General features: G+C 63.5%; 17 protein-coding genes. 8 read left to right on the top strand and 9 right to left on the bottom strand.

Features of this window, described 5'->3' with window-relative positions:
* Positions 1 to 57 precede the first annotated feature (57 nt).
* Both G6N78_RS09750 and rpmE read right to left on the bottom strand, forming a co-directional pair.
* The gene (locus G6N78_RS09750) at positions 58 to 918 is read right to left on the bottom strand and encodes a D-alanyl-D-alanine carboxypeptidase family protein (protein ID WP_165217845.1); all 861 of its coding nucleotides are present in this window, start codon (positions 916 to 918) and stop codon (positions 58 to 60) included.
* A gap of 139 nt (positions 919 to 1,057) precedes the next feature.
* Complete coding sequence (gene rpmE, locus G6N78_RS09745) at positions 1,058 to 1,279, bottom strand: 50S ribosomal protein L31 (protein WP_165217843.1); 222 nt, start codon at positions 1,277 to 1,279, stop codon at positions 1,058 to 1,060.
* 249 nt (positions 1,280 to 1,528) lie between these two features.
* On the opposite strand from rpmE, the gene G6N78_RS09740 reads away from it, so the two are divergent.
* Positions 1,529 to 3,265 (top strand): ABC transporter transmembrane domain-containing protein, encoded by a 1,737-nt coding sequence (locus tag G6N78_RS09740; protein WP_234905951.1) that lies wholly within the window; start codon positions 1,529 to 1,531, stop codon positions 3,263 to 3,265.
* An 18-nt stretch (positions 3,266 to 3,283) separates the two neighbouring features.
* On the opposite strand, the gene G6N78_RS09735 is transcribed toward G6N78_RS09740, so the two are convergent.
* From G6N78_RS09735 to G6N78_RS09710, 6 genes are all read right to left on the bottom strand, one after another.
* Positions 3,284 to 4,924 (bottom strand): FAD-binding dehydrogenase, encoded by a 1,641-nt coding sequence (locus G6N78_RS09735; protein ID WP_165217842.1) that lies wholly within the window; start codon positions 4,922 to 4,924, stop codon positions 3,284 to 3,286.
* 151 nt (positions 4,925 to 5,075) lie between these two features.
* The gene (locus G6N78_RS09730) at positions 5,076 to 6,107 is read right to left on the bottom strand and encodes a peptidoglycan -binding protein (RefSeq protein WP_165217841.1); all 1,032 of its coding nucleotides are present in this window, start codon (positions 6,105 to 6,107) and stop codon (positions 5,076 to 5,078) included.
* Between the two features lie 3 nt (positions 6,108 to 6,110).
* A complete protein-coding gene (locus tag G6N78_RS09725; RefSeq protein WP_165217839.1) occupies positions 6,111 to 7,151 on the bottom strand; it encodes a flagellar motor protein MotA in 1,041 nt (346 codons plus the stop codon).
* A 129-nt stretch (positions 7,152 to 7,280) separates the two neighbouring features.
* On the bottom strand, positions 7,281 to 8,081 hold the full coding sequence (locus tag G6N78_RS09720) for an inositol monophosphatase family protein (protein ID WP_165217837.1): 801 nt from the start codon (positions 8,079 to 8,081) through the stop codon (positions 7,281 to 7,283).
* Positions 8,082 to 8,227: 146 nt separating this feature from the next.
* A complete protein-coding gene (locus tag G6N78_RS09715) occupies positions 8,228 to 9,340 on the bottom strand; it encodes a tetratricopeptide repeat protein (RefSeq protein ID WP_165217836.1) in 1,113 nt (370 codons plus the stop codon).
* Positions 9,341 to 9,348: 8 nt separating this feature from the next.
* Positions 9,349 to 10,002: a thiamine phosphate synthase gene (locus G6N78_RS09710; RefSeq protein ID WP_165217834.1), complete on the bottom strand. Its 654-nt coding sequence runs from the start codon at positions 10,000 to 10,002 to the stop codon at positions 9,349 to 9,351.
* A gap of 194 nt (positions 10,003 to 10,196) precedes the next feature.
* Here G6N78_RS09710 and G6N78_RS09705 point away from each other — a divergent pair, with 194 nt between their 5' ends.
* Both G6N78_RS09705 and G6N78_RS09700 read left to right on the top strand, forming a co-directional pair.
* Positions 10,197 to 10,973, top strand: coding sequence for a sulfite exporter TauE/SafE family protein (locus G6N78_RS09705; RefSeq protein ID WP_165217833.1), 777 nt, complete (start codon positions 10,197 to 10,199; stop codon positions 10,971 to 10,973).
* Positions 10,974 to 11,053: 80 nt separating this feature from the next.
* Positions 11,054 to 11,314 (top strand): ArsR/SmtB family transcription factor, encoded by a 261-nt coding sequence (locus G6N78_RS09700; protein ID WP_165217831.1) that lies wholly within the window; start codon positions 11,054 to 11,056, stop codon positions 11,312 to 11,314.
* A 149-nt stretch (positions 11,315 to 11,463) separates the two neighbouring features.
* Here G6N78_RS09700 and G6N78_RS09695 read toward each other — a convergent pair whose 3' ends face one another.
* Complete coding sequence (locus tag G6N78_RS09695; protein WP_165217830.1) at positions 11,464 to 11,637, bottom strand: YdcH family protein; 174 nt, start codon at positions 11,635 to 11,637, stop codon at positions 11,464 to 11,466.
* Positions 11,638 to 12,010: 373 nt separating this feature from the next.
* Here G6N78_RS09695 and G6N78_RS09690 point away from each other — a divergent pair, with 373 nt between their 5' ends.
* From G6N78_RS09690 to G6N78_RS09670, 5 genes are all read left to right on the top strand, one after another.
* Positions 12,011 to 12,214: a YdcH family protein gene (locus G6N78_RS09690; RefSeq protein ID WP_165217828.1), complete on the top strand. Its 204-nt coding sequence runs from the start codon at positions 12,011 to 12,013 to the stop codon at positions 12,212 to 12,214.
* Positions 12,215 to 12,264: 50 nt separating this feature from the next.
* Positions 12,265 to 12,732: a 5-(carboxyamino)imidazole ribonucleotide mutase gene (gene purE, locus G6N78_RS09685; protein WP_206531646.1), complete on the top strand. Its 468-nt coding sequence runs from the start codon at positions 12,265 to 12,267 to the stop codon at positions 12,730 to 12,732.
* On the top strand, positions 12,729 to 13,787 hold the full coding sequence (locus G6N78_RS09680; protein ID WP_165217825.1) for a 5-(carboxyamino)imidazole ribonucleotide synthase: 1,059 nt from the start codon (positions 12,729 to 12,731) through the stop codon (positions 13,785 to 13,787). Before purE ends, G6N78_RS09680 begins: the two co-directional genes overlap by 4 nt.
* Before the next feature lie 147 nt (positions 13,788 to 13,934).
* A complete protein-coding gene (ykgO, locus tag G6N78_RS09675; RefSeq protein ID WP_165217824.1) occupies positions 13,935 to 14,060 on the top strand; it encodes a type B 50S ribosomal protein L36 in 126 nt (41 codons plus the stop codon).
* A gap of 90 nt (positions 14,061 to 14,150) precedes the next feature.
* Positions 14,151 to 14,759 (top strand): tetratricopeptide repeat protein, encoded by a 609-nt coding sequence (locus tag G6N78_RS09670; protein WP_165217822.1) that lies wholly within the window; start codon positions 14,151 to 14,153, stop codon positions 14,757 to 14,759.
* Positions 14,760 to 14,776: the final 17 nt, after the last annotated feature.

The raw sequence follows: 14,776 nt of genomic DNA, 5'->3' as shown, positions 1-14,776 counted from the left end.
CTGTGGCAAGTCTTCTGAAATCGGGATGGGCAATTCCGCGCCTTTCGGCGGTGTCGGTCAGGGTTTGGCCGCGACCATCGCGGCTTTCGTCACCGGCTTCGGGCTCACCGCCGCCTTAACCTGCGGCAGATGCCTGTCCAGCATGGCCTTCATCTCCTCGTCGCGCTCCTGCGCCGTCTTGCCGCCCATCACCACGCCGATCAACCGGTGGCCGTCGCGCTCCACGCTGGTGACGAGATTGTAGCCGGAGGCATTGGTAAAGCCGGTCTTCAGGCCCGTCGCACCCGGATAGGTGTTGAGGACGCCGTTATGGCCGCGCAGCTTCATGCCGCGAAATACCATGCGCTTCTGCGAGAAGAGCTTGAACTCTTCCGGATAGTCGCGCATCAACGCCAGCCCCAGCTTGGCAAGATCTTTTGCCGTCGTCACCTGCTCCGGATCGGGCAGGCCCGCCGGGTTGCGGAACACCGTGTGGCCCATGCCGAGCTGGCGGGCCTTGGCCGTCATCATCTCGCCGAACTTTGCCTCCGAGCCGCCGAGCTTTTCGGCCACGGCAACCGCCGCATCATTGGTGGAGAGCACGATCATGCCGGTCACCGCCTCGGTGACGCTGATCGTGTTGCCGGCGCCGATCGCGAACTTGAACGGCTCCTTGCTATTGGCGTTCTCGGAGATCGGCAGGCGGGTATCCCAGGTGAGCCGTCCATCATGCAGCGCCTCGAAGGTCATGTAGAGCGTCATCATCTTCGTCAGCGAGGCCGGGTAGTTCAGCTCCTCGGCATTTTCCGATTCCAGCACCGTGCCGCTTTTGGCATCGACCAGGAACGCGGCATGGCCGGCAAGGGCGGGCGAGAGCGAAAGCGCCATCATCCCGGATGACAGGAGGGCGATGCGGAGCGAACGAAGGAAGGAGAACATGGCAAACCTTGGCAATGCGGCAGAAAGAGGCACGGGACAGACGGCCCGAAACGAAAAACCGCCCGAAGCGGGCTTCGGACGGTCGCGATAGGATACGACATGGTCGCCGGGCGCAAGCCCCGGAAACAAGACGGATCGATTAGAGGCCGAGGCCGCCGAAACGCTTGTTGAACTTGGACACGCGGCCACCGCGGTCCATCAGCTGCTGGTTGCCGCCGGTCCAGGCCGGGTGCGACTTGGAGTCGATTTCGAGGTTCATGACCGCGCCTTCCGAGCCCCAGGTCGAAAAGGTCTCGTATTCGGTGCCGTCGGTCATGACGACCTTGATCTTGTGGTAGTCCGGATGAATGTTGGCCTTCATGACACTCTGTTCCTGCTGTGCGGGGTCCATTTGTCGCAATTGCAGCGGAGGCCCCTAGTTCGTAAATGAAGCCGTACACCGGAACCGGCGACGGCTTCCCAATTTGATGCGGAGCCTATACAGGAAGGTCTCCCAAAGCACAAGTACCCGCACCCGACTGTTGCCGGGGCAAAAAACGGGGCCAGCGTGAGCGACAACCAGAGCAAATCCGAAAAGACCCGCCGCACACCGCAGCCGCTGCTGCGCCTGATGCCCTATGTTTTGCGCTACCGGTCGCTGGTACTGGCAGCCGCCTGTTTTCTCGCCGTGGCCGCGGCCACGACGCTCGCCCTGCCGCTGGCCGTGCGCCGCATGATCGACCACGGTTTTGTGGCGGCGGACGGCGCCTTCATCAACAGCTATTTTGCCATGCTGATGGGGCTTGCCGCGGTTCTCGCCGTCTCCAGCGCGCTGCGCTATTATTACGTGATCACCATCGGAGAACGGGTGGTAGCGGATCTGCGGCGCGAGGTGTTCAACAGCGTCACCGCGCTGTCTCCCTCCTTCTTCGACGTCAACCAGTCGGGCGAGATCGTCTCGCGGCTGACGGCCGATACCACGCAGATCAAATCCGCCTTCGGCTCCGCCGCCTCGCAGGCGCTGCGCAACATGATCCTCTGTCTCGGCGCGATGATCATGATGATCCTGACGAGCCCGAAACTCTCGGGCCTCGTACTGGCCGCCATTCCGCTGATCGTCTTCCCGCTGGTCGGTTTCGGCCGTTCGGTGCGGGGCCGAGCCCGCGCCGCGCAGGACACGCTGGCCGCCACCTCCGCCTTTGCCTCGGAAACGGTCGCCGCCAACCGCACGGTGCAGGCCTTCGGCGCGGAAAAGGCCGCCGGAGAGCGTTATGGCAGCGCCGTGGAGGCGGCCTATGATGCCGCCCGCTCCGCCATCCGCTCCCGCGCCTTCCTGACCGGTTTTGCCATCCTGATGGTGTTCGGCAGCATTGTCGGCGTGTTGTGGTACGGCGCGCAGAGCGTGCTCGCCGGCACGATGACGGCCGGAACGCTCAGCCAGTTCGTGCTCTATTCGGTGATTGCCGCAAGTTCGCTCGGGCAATTGTCGGAAGTCTGGGGAGAATTGTCGCAGGCAGGCGGCGCTGCTGAACGGCTGACGGAACTCTTGCGCGAAGTGCCGGCCATCCGCGATCCGGAAAACCCGGTCGCCCTGCCCTCTCCCGCCCGTGGCGAAGTCGCCTTCGACGGCGTTTCCTTTTCCTACCCGACGCGGGTCAGCGCGGTAACGCTGCACGACCTGTCATTCACGGTCAAATCCGGCGAAACGGTCGCGATCGTCGGTCCCTCCGGTGCGGGAAAAAGCACGATCCTCTCGCTTTTGATGCGCTTCTACGATCCGACCGCCGGCGCCGTGCGGCTGGATGGCGTCGATCTGCGCGAGGCGAAGCTTCACGATCTGCGCGCACGGCTCGCCATCGTGCCGCAGGACGTGACGATCTTTGCCGCCTCGATCCACGACAACATCGCCTTCGGCCTGCCGGACGCCAGCCGCGAGGCGGTGCGTCAGGCAGCGATCGCCGCGCAGGCGGACGAATTCATTTCCCGCCTCGACAAGGGCTATGACACGCTGGCGGGCGAACGGGGCGTGACGCTTTCCGGCGGCCAGCGCCAGCGCATCGCGATCGCCCGCGCGATCCTGAAGAACGCGCCCGTTCTGCTGCTCGACGAAGCGACCTCGGCGCTCGATGCCGAAAGCGAAACGCTGGTGCAGAAGGCGCTCGACGGCCTGATGCGCGACCGCACGACCATCGTGATCGCCCACCGCCTGGCGACCGTGCTGAAGGCCGACCGCATTCTGGTGATGGACGACGGGCGCATCGTCGAGGAAGGCACCCACAAGCAGCTCGTCGCCAAAAACGGGCTTTACGCCAGCCTCGCCCGGCTGCAGTTCGATGCCGGCGCACACGGCTTCATGGCCGCGCAGTAAAAGCGCGGCCAAGAGCCGTCAGACGCTGCGCCCGGCCACGCGGCCAGAAAACAGGCAGCCGCCGAGGAACGTGCCTTCCAGCGCGCTATAGCCATGCATGCCACCACCGCCGAACCCGGCCGCCTCGCCCACCGCATAAAGCCCCGGCACCGGCGCTCCGCCGGCATCCAGCACGCGGGCCGAAAGATCCGTGTGGATGCCACCCAGCGTCTTGCGCGTCAGGATATGCAGGCGCACCCCGATCAGTGGCCCGGCCTTCGGATCGAGCAGCCGGTGCGGTTTGGCGGTGCGCATCAGCTTGTCGCCCAGATAGGCGCGGGCACCGCGGATTGCCGTCACCTGCTGGTCCTTGGCGAACGGGTTGTCCATCTGCCGGTCGCGCGCCTCCACCTGGGCGCGGATATGGCGGGCGTCCAGCCGGTTCTCGCCGCTGATCGCGTTCATCGCCTGAACAAGATCCTCCAGCGTCTCGCGGACCGCGAAATCCTCGCCCTTGTCCATGAAGGCCTGCACAGGGCCCGGCGGGTTGCGCCCGAGCCGTTTCAAGAGCAGCGGAATGTCCTTGCCCGTCAGGTCCGGGTTCTGCTCGGAACCGGAGAGCGCGAATTCCTTTTTGATGATCGCCCTGGTGAGGATGAACCAGCTGTAATCAGACTTGCGCTCGCGCAGGATCTTCAGCGTCGACAGCGTATCGAAGCCCGGCATCGCGGGTGACGGCAGCCGGTTGCCATCGGCATCGCACCAGAAAGAGGAGGGACCGGGCAGGATGCGGATGCCGTGGTTCGGCCAGATCGGGTCCCAGTTCCTGACGCCCTCCGTATAATGCCACATGCGGTCGCGGTTGATGATCGAGGCACCCGCCTCTTCGGAGATGCCGATCATCCGCCCATCGACATGCGCCGGCACACCGCAAACCATGTCCGCGGGGGGCGTGCCCAGGCGTTCCTGCGGCCAGTTGCGCCGCACGAGGCCGAGATTGCCGCCAATGCCGCCGGAGGCGACGATCACCGAAGCGCCGCGCATCTCGAACTCGCCGATGATGTCGCGTGAACTCTTCTGGCCGCGCAGCACCGGATCGTCGGGCAGCCGGCTGCCCGAAACCCCGATCACCCGCCCGTTCTCCTGCAGCAACCGGTCCACCTGGTGGCGGAAGCGCAGCGTCAGGCGCCCGGCTTTTGCCGCCGCCTCGGCGCGGGAAACGAAAGGCGCCAGCACGCCGGGGCCGGTGCCCCAGGTGATATGGAAGCGCGGCACGGAGTTGCCATGCCCGTCCGCGTGGCCACCGCCGCGTTCCGCCCAGCCGACGACCGGAAACCAGCGCATGCCCATCTGGTGCAGCCAGGCGCGCTTTTCGCCGGCAGCGAAATTCAGATAGGCCTCGGCCCATAACCGCGGCCAGTGATCCTCCGACCGGTCGAAGGATGCCGAGCCCAGCCAGTCCTGGCGGGCGAGATCCAGGCTGTCGCGGATGCGCATGCGCCGCTGTTCGGGACTATCAACCAGAAACAGCCCGCCGAGCGACCAGAAGGCCTGGCCGCCGAGGTTCTGCGGCCCTTCCTGATCAACGAGGCAGACACGCCTGCCACGATCACAGGCTTCCGTCGCCGCGACCAGTCCCGCCAGGCCGCCGCCGACGATGATGACATCGAATTCCTCCATGCGCCCCTCCCAGAGCGAAATCTGTCTTACTCTTACGCAAACGTAAGATCTGAGCAAGTGGTGGCTGATCTTCCCCCACACTCTGCCATCGGGAAGGCGGCAACCTCACCGGCACGGCGAGGCTGCAGAAACGGAGCGGTGGCGTTTCTCGTTACCGCTCGGTCAGCTTGAGTTCGATACGTCGGTTCTGCGAGCGAACCTCGGGCGTGTCACCGGACGCGATCGGCTGGTATTCGCCGAAGCCGGCGGCCACCAGCCGGTTGGCCGGAACGCCCTTGCTGATCAGGTATTTGACGACGGAGGTGGCGCGCGCCGAGGAAAGCTCCCAGTTGTCGCGGTAGCGCCCGGTGCCGGTGAGCGGCGAATTGTCGGTGTGGCCATCGACACGCAGCACCCAGTTGATTTCCGCCGGAATTTCCTGCGCGAGCTCGATGATCGCCTGGGCGAGCTTGTCCATCTCCGCCCGTCCGGCATCGTCCAGATCCGCACCGCCCACCGGGAACAGCACTTCCGACTGGAAAACGAAACGGTCACCGACGATTCGGATGTTTTCGCGATCCGACAGGATTTCCCGCAGTCGCCCGAAGAAATCGGAGCGGTAGCGGTTCAACTCCTGCACGCGCTGGGCCAGCGCCACGTTGAGACGGCGCCCGAGATCGGCAATCTTCGCCTGCGAGGACTGATCGCGCGCTTCAGACGCCTGCAGCGCCTGTTCGACGGCCGCGATCTGGGCGCGGAGGGCGGCAATCTGCTGGTTCAGCAGCTCGACCTGGCTCATCGCCCGCGCGCTGACCGCCTGTTCTTCCGAAAGCTTCTGCGTCAGATCCCCGATCTGGGCATTGGCAGCCTCGCTGGAGCCGGCACCGCGCTCCAAAAGCGCCTGCAGCCGCGACCGCTCACTTTCGGATTGCGCCAGAGAGGCCTGCAGATTGGCAAGCGAGTCCTCGACATCCTGCTTGCCGCTCTTTTCGAGCGCCAGAAGCTCCGTCAACTCGGCGATCTGGCTGTTCAGCCGGTTCAGCACCTCGTCGCGCCCGGTAATCTCCCGGCCCAGGATGAACTGCGCCAGCACGAAGACGGTGAGCAGGAACATGATGGCGAGAAGCAGCGTCGACAGAGCGTCGACGAACCCCGGCCAATAATCCACCCCGCGCTCGCGGCGGCGATTTCGGGCAAGCGCCATCGCTTATTTCCCCGCGATCTTGTCGGACAGACGATCCAGCGTGCGGCGCATCGCCTTGGATTCCTCCTGCTGGGCCTCGATCCAGTCGCGCAGCATCTGCTGTTCGTTGCGCATGTTCTTGACCAGGCCCTGGATACCATCGGCGAGATTGCTGAGCGCGGTCAGCGACTTTTCCGTCTGCCCGGCTTCAGCCTTCGTCTGGGCGGTCACCAGCTTGCGCAGCTGCTCGACGATGCGGCGCATCTCGTCGGAGACATTGCCGGCAGCCGGATCAACCACCGTCTCGCCGCCATCGACTTCCGTCACCGAAGACAGCCAGTTTTCCAGCTCGGTATAGAAGCGGTTCTGCGCCCGCCCCGCCTGCAGGTCGAGGAAACCGAGAATCAGCGAACCGGAAAGACCGAGAAGCGAGGAGGAGAAGGCCGTGCCCATGCCGGCGAGCGGCGCGGTGAGGCCACTCTTCAGCGCCGTCAAAACATCGTTGCCATTGCCGGAATTCGGATCGAGGCCCTGGATCACCTCGCTGATCGAGCCGATCGTGCCGATCAGGCCCCAGAAGGTGCCGAGCAGGCCGAGAAAGACGAGGAGCCCGATGAGATAACGCGAAATGTCGCGAGTTTCATCCAGTCGCGTGCCGATCGAATCGAGAATGGAGCGCAGGATGGGGGCCGAGAGCGCCACCCGCTGGCTTCGCCCGATCAGTGCACGCATAGGGGCCAACAGCTTCGGATCCCGGCCCACCCGGTCTGCACTGCCCGCGGCGCGGAAGGAGTTGAACCAGCGCACCTCCGGAATGAGGCTCATCACCTGCGTGAAAATCAGGATGATGCCGATTGCCAGAACCCCGAGAATGAGGCCGTTAAGGCCCGGATTCGTCATGAAGGCGGTGTGGGCCTGGCGATACAGGATCGCGACGATGAAGCCGACGATGATCAGGAAGACCACCATGGTCCACAGAAATGGCACCGGGTTCGACAGCTTGTACCCTTGATTGCGGGGTGCCAATTCGGAACCGTTCACATCCCCGAGGGTATCATTCACCATGACGCACACAACCTCCGTACCACAAGTGGCCGGAGGCTAGTGCAAAAATGAGACGAATTGAAGTGACGCCCGCTCGGAAAAGGCAGAGATTTCCAAAGCGTACACAAAACAACCGACGTGCTGCGCGGCTCAGGCCGTCGGGATCGGGCGATTGATCACCTCGAGCAGCTGCTTGTGGATCAGTTCGTTGCCGGCCACCACGCTGCCGTGGTCGAGAATGTCGTTCGAACCCTTCATGTCGCTGGCAAAACCGCCCGCTTCGCGGATCAGGATCAGGCCGGCGGCCATGTCCCAGGCCGAGAGGTCGGTTTCCCAGAAACCGTCGATGCGGCCGGCAGCCACATAGGCGAGATCGAGCGCTGCGGCACCGAAGCGGCGAATGCCGGCCACTTCGCCCATGACGTGGCGCAGTTCCACGAGGAACTTGCCGTGATTGCCGCGGCCGAGATGCGGTGCGCCGCAGCCGATGACACAATCGGAGAGAACCCGCCGGGCCGCCACGCGCAGGCGACGGTCGTTGAGGAAGGCACCGCCGCCGCGTTCCGCGGTGAACAGTTCGTCGGTCGCCGGGTTGAAGATGACGCCGGCGACGATCTCGCCATTGCGCTCGAGCGCGATCGAGACGGCAAACTGCGGAATGCCGTGCAGGAAGTTGGTCGTGCCGTCCAGCGGATCGACGATCCAGCGGTGCGAACCGTCGGTGCCCTTTTCCTCGCCGCCCTCTTCACCGAGGAAGCCATAGGTGGGGCGTGCCTTCATCAGCTCGTCATGGACGATCTTTTCCGCCTTCAGATCCGCCTGGGAGACGAAGTCGCTCGGCCCCTTCACCGAAACCTGCAGGTTCTGCACCTCGCCGAAATCGCGCGAGAGAGACTTGCCGGCTTTCAGCGCAGCCTGAACCATGACGTTGAGAAGGGCAGAACGAGCCATTGCGGGGATCCTTGGGATAAAAGGCGGGCGTCCCTCATCATCGGGGACCTTTGTGTGTCAGTCTTTTCAGAATAGCCGCGTTCACAATCACAAAACCGGCGACAATTCAAGTCGCCGGCGAAAACCAGCGGGTCTGTGACAAAGGCTCAGCTGCGGCGAAAATGGTTGGCAGCCTCGATCGCCTGCTTCTGCTGGTCTTCCTCGATACCGAGGTAGAAGTCCTCGAGCGCCGGGTCCGGCAGGCCGGCACGGCGCGACAGAACGTACCATTTGGCCGCTTCGACGGGGTTCGGGCGCGTACCGAGCGCATTGATGTAAAGATGGGCCAGCTTGTTCTGCGCCACGACATTGCCGCGCATGGCGGCAATCCGCATCCACTCGAAGCCCTTGTCGTAATCGCGATCGCCCCCCACGCCGTTCACATACCAGAGGCCCATGTCGAGCTGCGCCGTATCGAAACCGGCCTTGGCCGCCCGCTCCAGCCATTCGCGCGCTTTCGCCTTTTTCTCTTCCGGCAGGTCGTGGACGGCAAGATAGAGCTGCGCCACCGCATATTGCGCATCGGAAATCCCCTGTTCGGCGGATTTCTCGTAGAAGGGCAGCGCGAGTTTCAGGCCCTTCTCGCCCGGATTGTCCGCCACCAGGATTTGCGCCCAGTTGAACTGCGCAGACGCATTGCCGGCCTCTGCGGCGCGGCGCATATATTCATCCGCCTTCGCCTTGTCGCGGGTCACGAACCGGCCCTGCATCAGGATCAGCGCATACTGGAACATCGCCGCCGGATCGCCCCGCTCAGCGGCCTGGCCGTACCAGAAGGCGGCGCCCTTGGCGTCGTGGGCAATGCCCTGCCCGCGCATCATCATTTCGGCCACCAGCGTCTGGGCCACCGCATCGCCGGCCTCCGCCCGCGGCAGCGCCTTGGCCAGCGCCGTCACATAGAGCCCGCGCTGATAGGCGCCGTAAGCTTCGTCAACTGGCCCATGATACGGCTTTTCCGGCGGCAGCGGCGGAAGCGTCGTGCCCATCCGCTCCAGAAGCGTGATGCCGCTGGACGGCTGTTCGCCGGGCCGTCCTCCCTTCTGCGGCGAGGATGGGTCACCGCCCTCCTCGCGTTGCAAAACCTGGCCATTCCCGTCGAGCGGACGCGTCACCGCCTTCTGCGAGCCCTGCGCGAAGGCGGGAGCGGCAGGCAAAAGCGGCAGGGCCGCAGGCATGGCGGCCACGGCACTTAGAAGGATCAGGCGGGCGTTTCGAAACATGGAACCCTTCAAGCGCCAAACCGTGGCGCTTTTTCGTCCAAGATCGCATTGACTTCGGCGACCGCGGCAGCAGCACCGGCAGGCGCCTCAAAGACGGCGGCGCGCAACGCGACGAACTCGGCACCCGTCTCGGCCACGGCCAGCGCCGACGATAGATCCGTGCCACCCATGACGATGCAGGGGATCTCGACCAGCGACGCCCACCATTCGCCAAGGGCCAGATTTTTCGGATGCGCCTCCGGCTTGATATCGCCGGTCAGCTTGCCGAAGAAGATGTAATCCGGCCGCGCCTCGCCCACTTCGAGCGCCGTGTGGCGGTCGGCCGCCTGGCCGGCGCCGACGATGAGCTTCGGGGAAAACTTCTCGATCGTGTCCGTCAGTTCCTCGATGGAGCCGGTCATATGCAGGCCATCGGCCTTGGCACGCCCGGCAACGCGGCTGTCGCCGGCAATCAGGGCCGCGGCACCGGCCTCCTGGATGAGCGGCACCAGCTGTTCGGCGCGCTTCTGAAACGCCTGATCCGACAGGTCGTACTGCGGCAGGATCACCGAGGCGACATCGCCGCCCCGCAGCGCATGCGACAGCATCTCGGCCAGCCGCTGGTCATCCTCGTGATCCGGTACGATGAGAACCAGTCGGCAACGATCCTCGGCAAGCGTCATTCTTCATCCCATCTGGCAGCAGACTGCCGGCTTATCTCTCTTCACACGGGCGACAGAGGCGCCGCCTGCGCACGCATATCCCCACGATCAGCGCACGACAGCACCTGAAACGCAAGTTGATCCCGTTCACGGGTCGTCATCGTGGACAAAACCCGATAGACCGGACAAGCCCCGCAATCAACACTCATCCCGTCATGCTTGGTTTTCCCCTTCCCGATCCCATCTTTTTTGCCGCCGCAATCCCGGCCGTTGCCCTTGTCGGCTTGTCGAAGGGCGGACTTGGCGGTGCCTTCGCGCTGATCGGGGTGCCGCTCCTGGCACTCGTCGTCAGCCCGGTCGATGCAGCGGCGATCTTCCTGCCGATTCTCATCGTCATGGATATCGTCGCGCTGTATTCGTGGCGGAATTTCAACGACAGGAGGCTTTTCCTGCGTTTCCTGCCGGGCGGGCTCATTGGCGTCGCGTTCGGCTGGATGACCTCGGCCATGGTGCCGCCGGATGCCCTCAGATTTGTCATCGGCCTGTCGATGATCATTTTCGCGCTGCAGTATTTTTATAAGACCTATGGCCCCTTGGCTGGTCAGCCGATTGCGCCCAAGCCGCACCGATGGCCGCCGGCGATCCTGTGGGGAACGCTCTGCGGTTACGGCAGCTTCGTCGCCCATGCCGGTGGCCCGCCCTTCCAGATCTATGCGCTGCCGCTGAAGCTCGACCCGAAGAACTATACCGGCGCCAGTGTGCGATTCTTCGCGCTCATCAATGCCATCAAGGTCATCCCCTATGTGGCACTCGGCGCGCTCGACACGAAGAATTTCGCGATCTCGCTGACGCTTCTGCCGGTGGCCCTTGTGGCAACGGTGGCGGGTGCTGCGATTGTCCGCCGGCTGAAGCCGGACGTCTTTTATCCGCTGGCCTATGGCCTCGGTCTTCTTGCCGCCATCAAGCTTCTTTGGGATGCTCTGCCGTTCTGATCAGTATCGTTCTAGAAAACCGATATTGCGTCGCACAATTCTTCTTGCCGCCGCCCACAACTTCGCGTAGCTTTTATTGCATGGTGACGATCGATCCTTTTGCAGCCATTGCAGACCCGAACCGGCGTCATCTGCTGGAGGAGTTGAGGCGTGCGCCGCGCACTGTCAATGAGCTGGCGGAAGGTCTGCCGATCAGCCGCCCGGCGGTCTCCCAGCATCTGAAGGCGCTGCTGGACGCCAATCTCGTGTCCGTCACCGCCGAAGGCACGCGCCGGATCTATGCGGTCAACACCAAGGGCTTCGTAAAACTCAATCTGTGGATCGACCAGTTCTGGTCCTGATGGGGCGTAAACGGGCCCGACAGTGTCTCCCTGACCCTATTTCGGGAAAAAAGACCGGCTTATCCGGGATATCGGCAGGCCGCCGTCTGACTGAAGACGATTTCGGCGGCGACCCGTATGACATCGAACTCATAGCGACTTTGAAAAGATCAATGGCGCGTCTTGCGCAGCCGCTCCATTTCGTCCTTCAGACGAAGCTTGCGGCGTTTCAACTCAGCTATTTCACGATCATCGGACGAGGGAGACGCAAGAATATTCTGGAGCTCCTCCTCAAGAGCGCCGTGCTTCTTTTCAAGCGATTCGATATGAGCCTGAATGGTCATGTGGCACGTCCTTCCTTATTCTTCGGCCACCAGCTCCCCTTGAGCCGATGGCATCAGGTTTGCAACAGAACTGTGACACGATCCGCGGCCTTTGTCGAAGGCGAAATGGTGGTTTCATCGTGACAAATCCGTGGATGTGATTAAGCCCGAATGAAGAACTGTCCCACCGCCAAGCGGCTGCACCGCAGCAAGACAAGCGGCCGCCCGCCGGCACCCCCGCCGTTAGCGCTTGATTCATCGGGTTTCCGGCGCGTCAGTTATTTGGCCACAATTGCGGACAGCCAGACTAGTCGTTGAAAAGGTTTGATGGTAGGAGCTTGGCGGAATTCCCCGGCAACACAAAGACCGGAATGAACAGTGGGGACAACGACACATGGCTGATCAGGAACAGGCGGATATCAGGCTCCAGCTGGCAAGGTTGCGCCAGGAGCATGAAGACTACGACGCCGCGATCAACGCCATGATCACCACCGGCTGCGAAGCCCTGCGCATCCAGCGCATGAAGAAAAAGAAGCTCGCCATCAAGGACAAGATGAGCCAGCTCGAAGACCAGATCATTCCCGACATCATCGCGTGACGACGGAGGACGCAAGCTTGCCGCAGGAGAGACCGCCGGTTGCCATCATCATGGGAAGCCAGTCCGACTGGGAAACCATGAAGAACGCCGCAGACACGCTGGATGCGCTGGATGTGGGTTACGAGGCCAGGATCGTCTCCGCGCACCGCACGCCGGACCGCATGGTCGCCTTCGCCAAGGGCGCGCGGGAGGAAGGTTTCCAGATCATCATCGCCGGGGCCGGCGGTGCCGCCCATCTGCCTGGCATGGTGGCAGCCCTCACCCCCCTTCCCGTCTTCGGCGTGCCCGTCCAATCGAAAACCATGTCGGGCATGGACAGTCTTTATTCGATCGTGCAGATGCCGGCCGGCATTCCGGTCGGAACGCTCGCCATCGGCCGCGCCGGCGCGGTGAACGCCGCTTTGCTGGCAGCCGCCGTCCTTGCCCTTTCCGACGACGATCTGGCCGACCGGCTGGACGAATACCGCCAGCGCCAGACGGCGTCTGTCGCGGACTACCCCATTGACGAGGCGCCATGACGCTTGACACCATTGGCATCATCGGCGGCGGCCAGCTCGGCCGCATGCTCGCCATTGCCGCCGCACGGCTGAACTTCCGCACGATCATCCTGGAGCCGCAGGCCGATTGCCCGGCCGCCCAGGTGGCGAACCGCCAGATCGTCGCCGCTTACGATGATCCGGCAGCACTCGACGAACTGGCCCGCGAGTGCAGGGTCGTGACCTACGAATTCGAAAACGTACCGGTGGCCGCCGCTGAGCGTCTGGCAGCCTTGCGTCCCGTCTACCCGCCGCCGAAGGCGCTGGAGGTAGCGCAGGACCGTCTGACCGAAAAGCGCTTCCTGAACGACTGCGGCATCGAAACGGCGAAATTCCACGCGGTCGATTCGCAGGCGGATCTCGCGCGCGCGCTCGAGGATTTCGGCGGCAAGGGCGTGCTGAAAACCCGCCGGCTTGGTTATGACGGCAAGGGCCAGCGGGTGTTCCGCACGCCTGACGACAGCACCGACGGCGTCTTTGAGGCGATGGGATCGGTTCCGCTGATTCTCGAAAGCTTCGTCCCCTTCGAGCGGGAGGTCTCCGTCATCGCCGCACGCGGCACGGACGGAACCATCGAAGCCTATGATCTGGCGGAAAACGTTCACCGCAACGGGATCCTCCACACCTCGACGCTGCCGGCCCGCATCAGCGAGGCGACCACGGTCGCAGCCCGCGCGGCGTCAGAGCGGCTGCTGGCGGGGCTCGATTATGTCGGCGTCATCGGCATGGAATTCTTCGTGATGGCGGATGGCACGCTGATTGCCAACGAGATTGCGCCGCGCGTGCACAACTCCGGCCACTGGACGGAAGCGGCCTGCGTCGTTTCGCAGTTCGAGCAACACATCCGCGCCGTCGCCGGCCTCAGCCTCGGCAGCCCTGCCCGCCATTCGGACTGCGTGATGACCAATCTGATCGGCGACGACATGAACGACGTCGCCGGCTGGCTCGCCCGCCCGAACGTGCTGGTGCATCTCTACGGCAAGGCGGAGGCACGGCCCGGTCGCAAGATGGGGCATGTCACCGAGCTTTTGCGCTGAAAAGGCTTGATCCACAAGGCGCCTGCGGTTGACAGGCCCGGAGCGAACCTGTATCAGCCGTGCATCCTAAAGAGAGCGCCTCGTGCGCTCTTTTGATTGTAAGAAGATTGTGTGGCCTAAGCGCCATCGAATACGCGGATCAAAGAAATGAAGATCAAGAACTCGCTCAAAGCGCTTAAGGCCCGTCATCGCGAAAACCGTCTGGTTCGCCGCAAGGGCCGCGTTTACATCATCAACAAGCAGAACCCGCGCTTCAAGGCTCGTCAGGGCTGATTGAAGCCGGTTCGTCCGGGACCGGATCACGTTCTCGACAAAGAGAAGTTTTCGGTTTGAGATAGAGCGCATGCGAGTTACCTTTCTCGCATGCGCTTTTTTCGTTTGTCCGCTCTGATTCTCACTGCCGCCCTCGCCGGCCACGCCACCGCGCAGGACGCACCGGCAACGACCGGGCCCTCCGCGCCGCCTTCCCCGCCGATGTCGGTCGAGTCGCCGCAGGCCGCCCAGGAGAAACTGCTGACGGATCTGAAGCGCGAGCGCGATCCGGACAAGGCCAAGCAGCTGGCGCAGCAGATCCTCGTCAACTGGTCGTCATCCGGCAGCGCCACCGTCGATCTTTTGATGGAGTGGGCCAACAAGTCCATCAGCGACAAGAAAAACGCCGCAGCGCTCGATTTCCTTGATCGCGTGACACTGCTGCAGCCGGACTATCCGGAAGTCTTCAACCGCCGTGCGACGCTTTATTACGCCATGGGCGACGTGCGAAAATCCATGGCGGATGTGCAAAGGGTTCTGTCGCTCGAACCGCGCTATTTCCCCGCGATCGCCGGCATGGCCTCGATCCTGACGGAGAATGGCGAGGACGAACTGGCGCTGAAGGCCTGGGAACGGTTCCTCGCGATCTATCCCGCCGAACGGACGGCTCAGGAGAACATGCTGAAGCTCTCCGAAAAGCTGGCCGGCAGCCGGACCTGAGGCTGAGATCCTGTCTT

The organism is Allorhizobium pseudoryzae (assembly GCF_011046245.1).
In the GTDB taxonomy this organism is placed as follows: Bacteria; Pseudomonadota; Alphaproteobacteria; order Rhizobiales; family Rhizobiaceae; genus Neorhizobium; species Neorhizobium pseudoryzae.
The sequence above is the reverse complement of the archived record's forward strand: the minus strand, read 5'-3'. Positions and strand labels throughout refer to the sequence as shown.

Coding starts and splice junctions, on each gene's coding strand:
- G6N78_RS09750 (WP_165217845.1), bottom strand. CDS start 918: ATGTTCTCCTTCCTTCGTTCGCTCCGCATCGCCCTCCTGTCATCCGGG.
- rpmE (WP_165217843.1), bottom strand. CDS start 1,279: ATGAAGGCCAACATTCATCCGGACTACCACAAGATCAAGGTCGTCATG.
- G6N78_RS09740 (WP_234905951.1), top strand. CDS start 1,529: ATGCCCTATGTTTTGCGCTACCGGTCGCTGGTACTGGCAGCCGCCTGT.
- G6N78_RS09735 (WP_165217842.1), bottom strand. CDS start 4,924: ATGGAGGAATTCGATGTCATCATCGTCGGCGGCGGCCTGGCGGGACTG.
- G6N78_RS09730 (WP_165217841.1), bottom strand. CDS start 6,107: ATGGCGCTTGCCCGAAATCGCCGCCGCGAGCGCGGGGTGGATTATTGG.
- G6N78_RS09725 (WP_165217839.1), bottom strand. CDS start 7,151: ATGGTGAATGATACCCTCGGGGATGTGAACGGTTCCGAATTGGCACCC.
- G6N78_RS09720 (WP_165217837.1), bottom strand. CDS start 8,081: ATGGCTCGTTCTGCCCTTCTCAACGTCATGGTTCAGGCTGCGCTGAAA.
- G6N78_RS09715 (WP_165217836.1), bottom strand. CDS start 9,340: ATGTTTCGAAACGCCCGCCTGATCCTTCTAAGTGCCGTGGCCGCCATG.
- G6N78_RS09710 (WP_165217834.1), bottom strand. CDS start 10,002: ATGACGCTTGCCGAGGATCGTTGCCGACTGGTTCTCATCGTACCGGAT.
- G6N78_RS09705 (WP_165217833.1), top strand. CDS start 10,197: ATGCTTGGTTTTCCCCTTCCCGATCCCATCTTTTTTGCCGCCGCAATC.
- G6N78_RS09700 (WP_165217831.1), top strand. CDS start 11,054: ATGGTGACGATCGATCCTTTTGCAGCCATTGCAGACCCGAACCGGCGT.
- G6N78_RS09695 (WP_165217830.1), bottom strand. CDS start 11,637: ATGACCATTCAGGCTCATATCGAATCGCTTGAAAAGAAGCACGGCGCT.
- G6N78_RS09690 (WP_165217828.1), top strand. CDS start 12,011: ATGGCTGATCAGGAACAGGCGGATATCAGGCTCCAGCTGGCAAGGTTG.
- purE (WP_206531646.1), top strand. CDS start 12,265: ATGGGAAGCCAGTCCGACTGGGAAACCATGAAGAACGCCGCAGACACG.
- G6N78_RS09680 (WP_165217825.1), top strand. CDS start 12,729: ATGACGCTTGACACCATTGGCATCATCGGCGGCGGCCAGCTCGGCCGC.
- ykgO (WP_165217824.1), top strand. CDS start 13,935: ATGAAGATCAAGAACTCGCTCAAAGCGCTTAAGGCCCGTCATCGCGAA.
- G6N78_RS09670 (WP_165217822.1), top strand. CDS start 14,151: ATGCGCTTTTTTCGTTTGTCCGCTCTGATTCTCACTGCCGCCCTCGCC.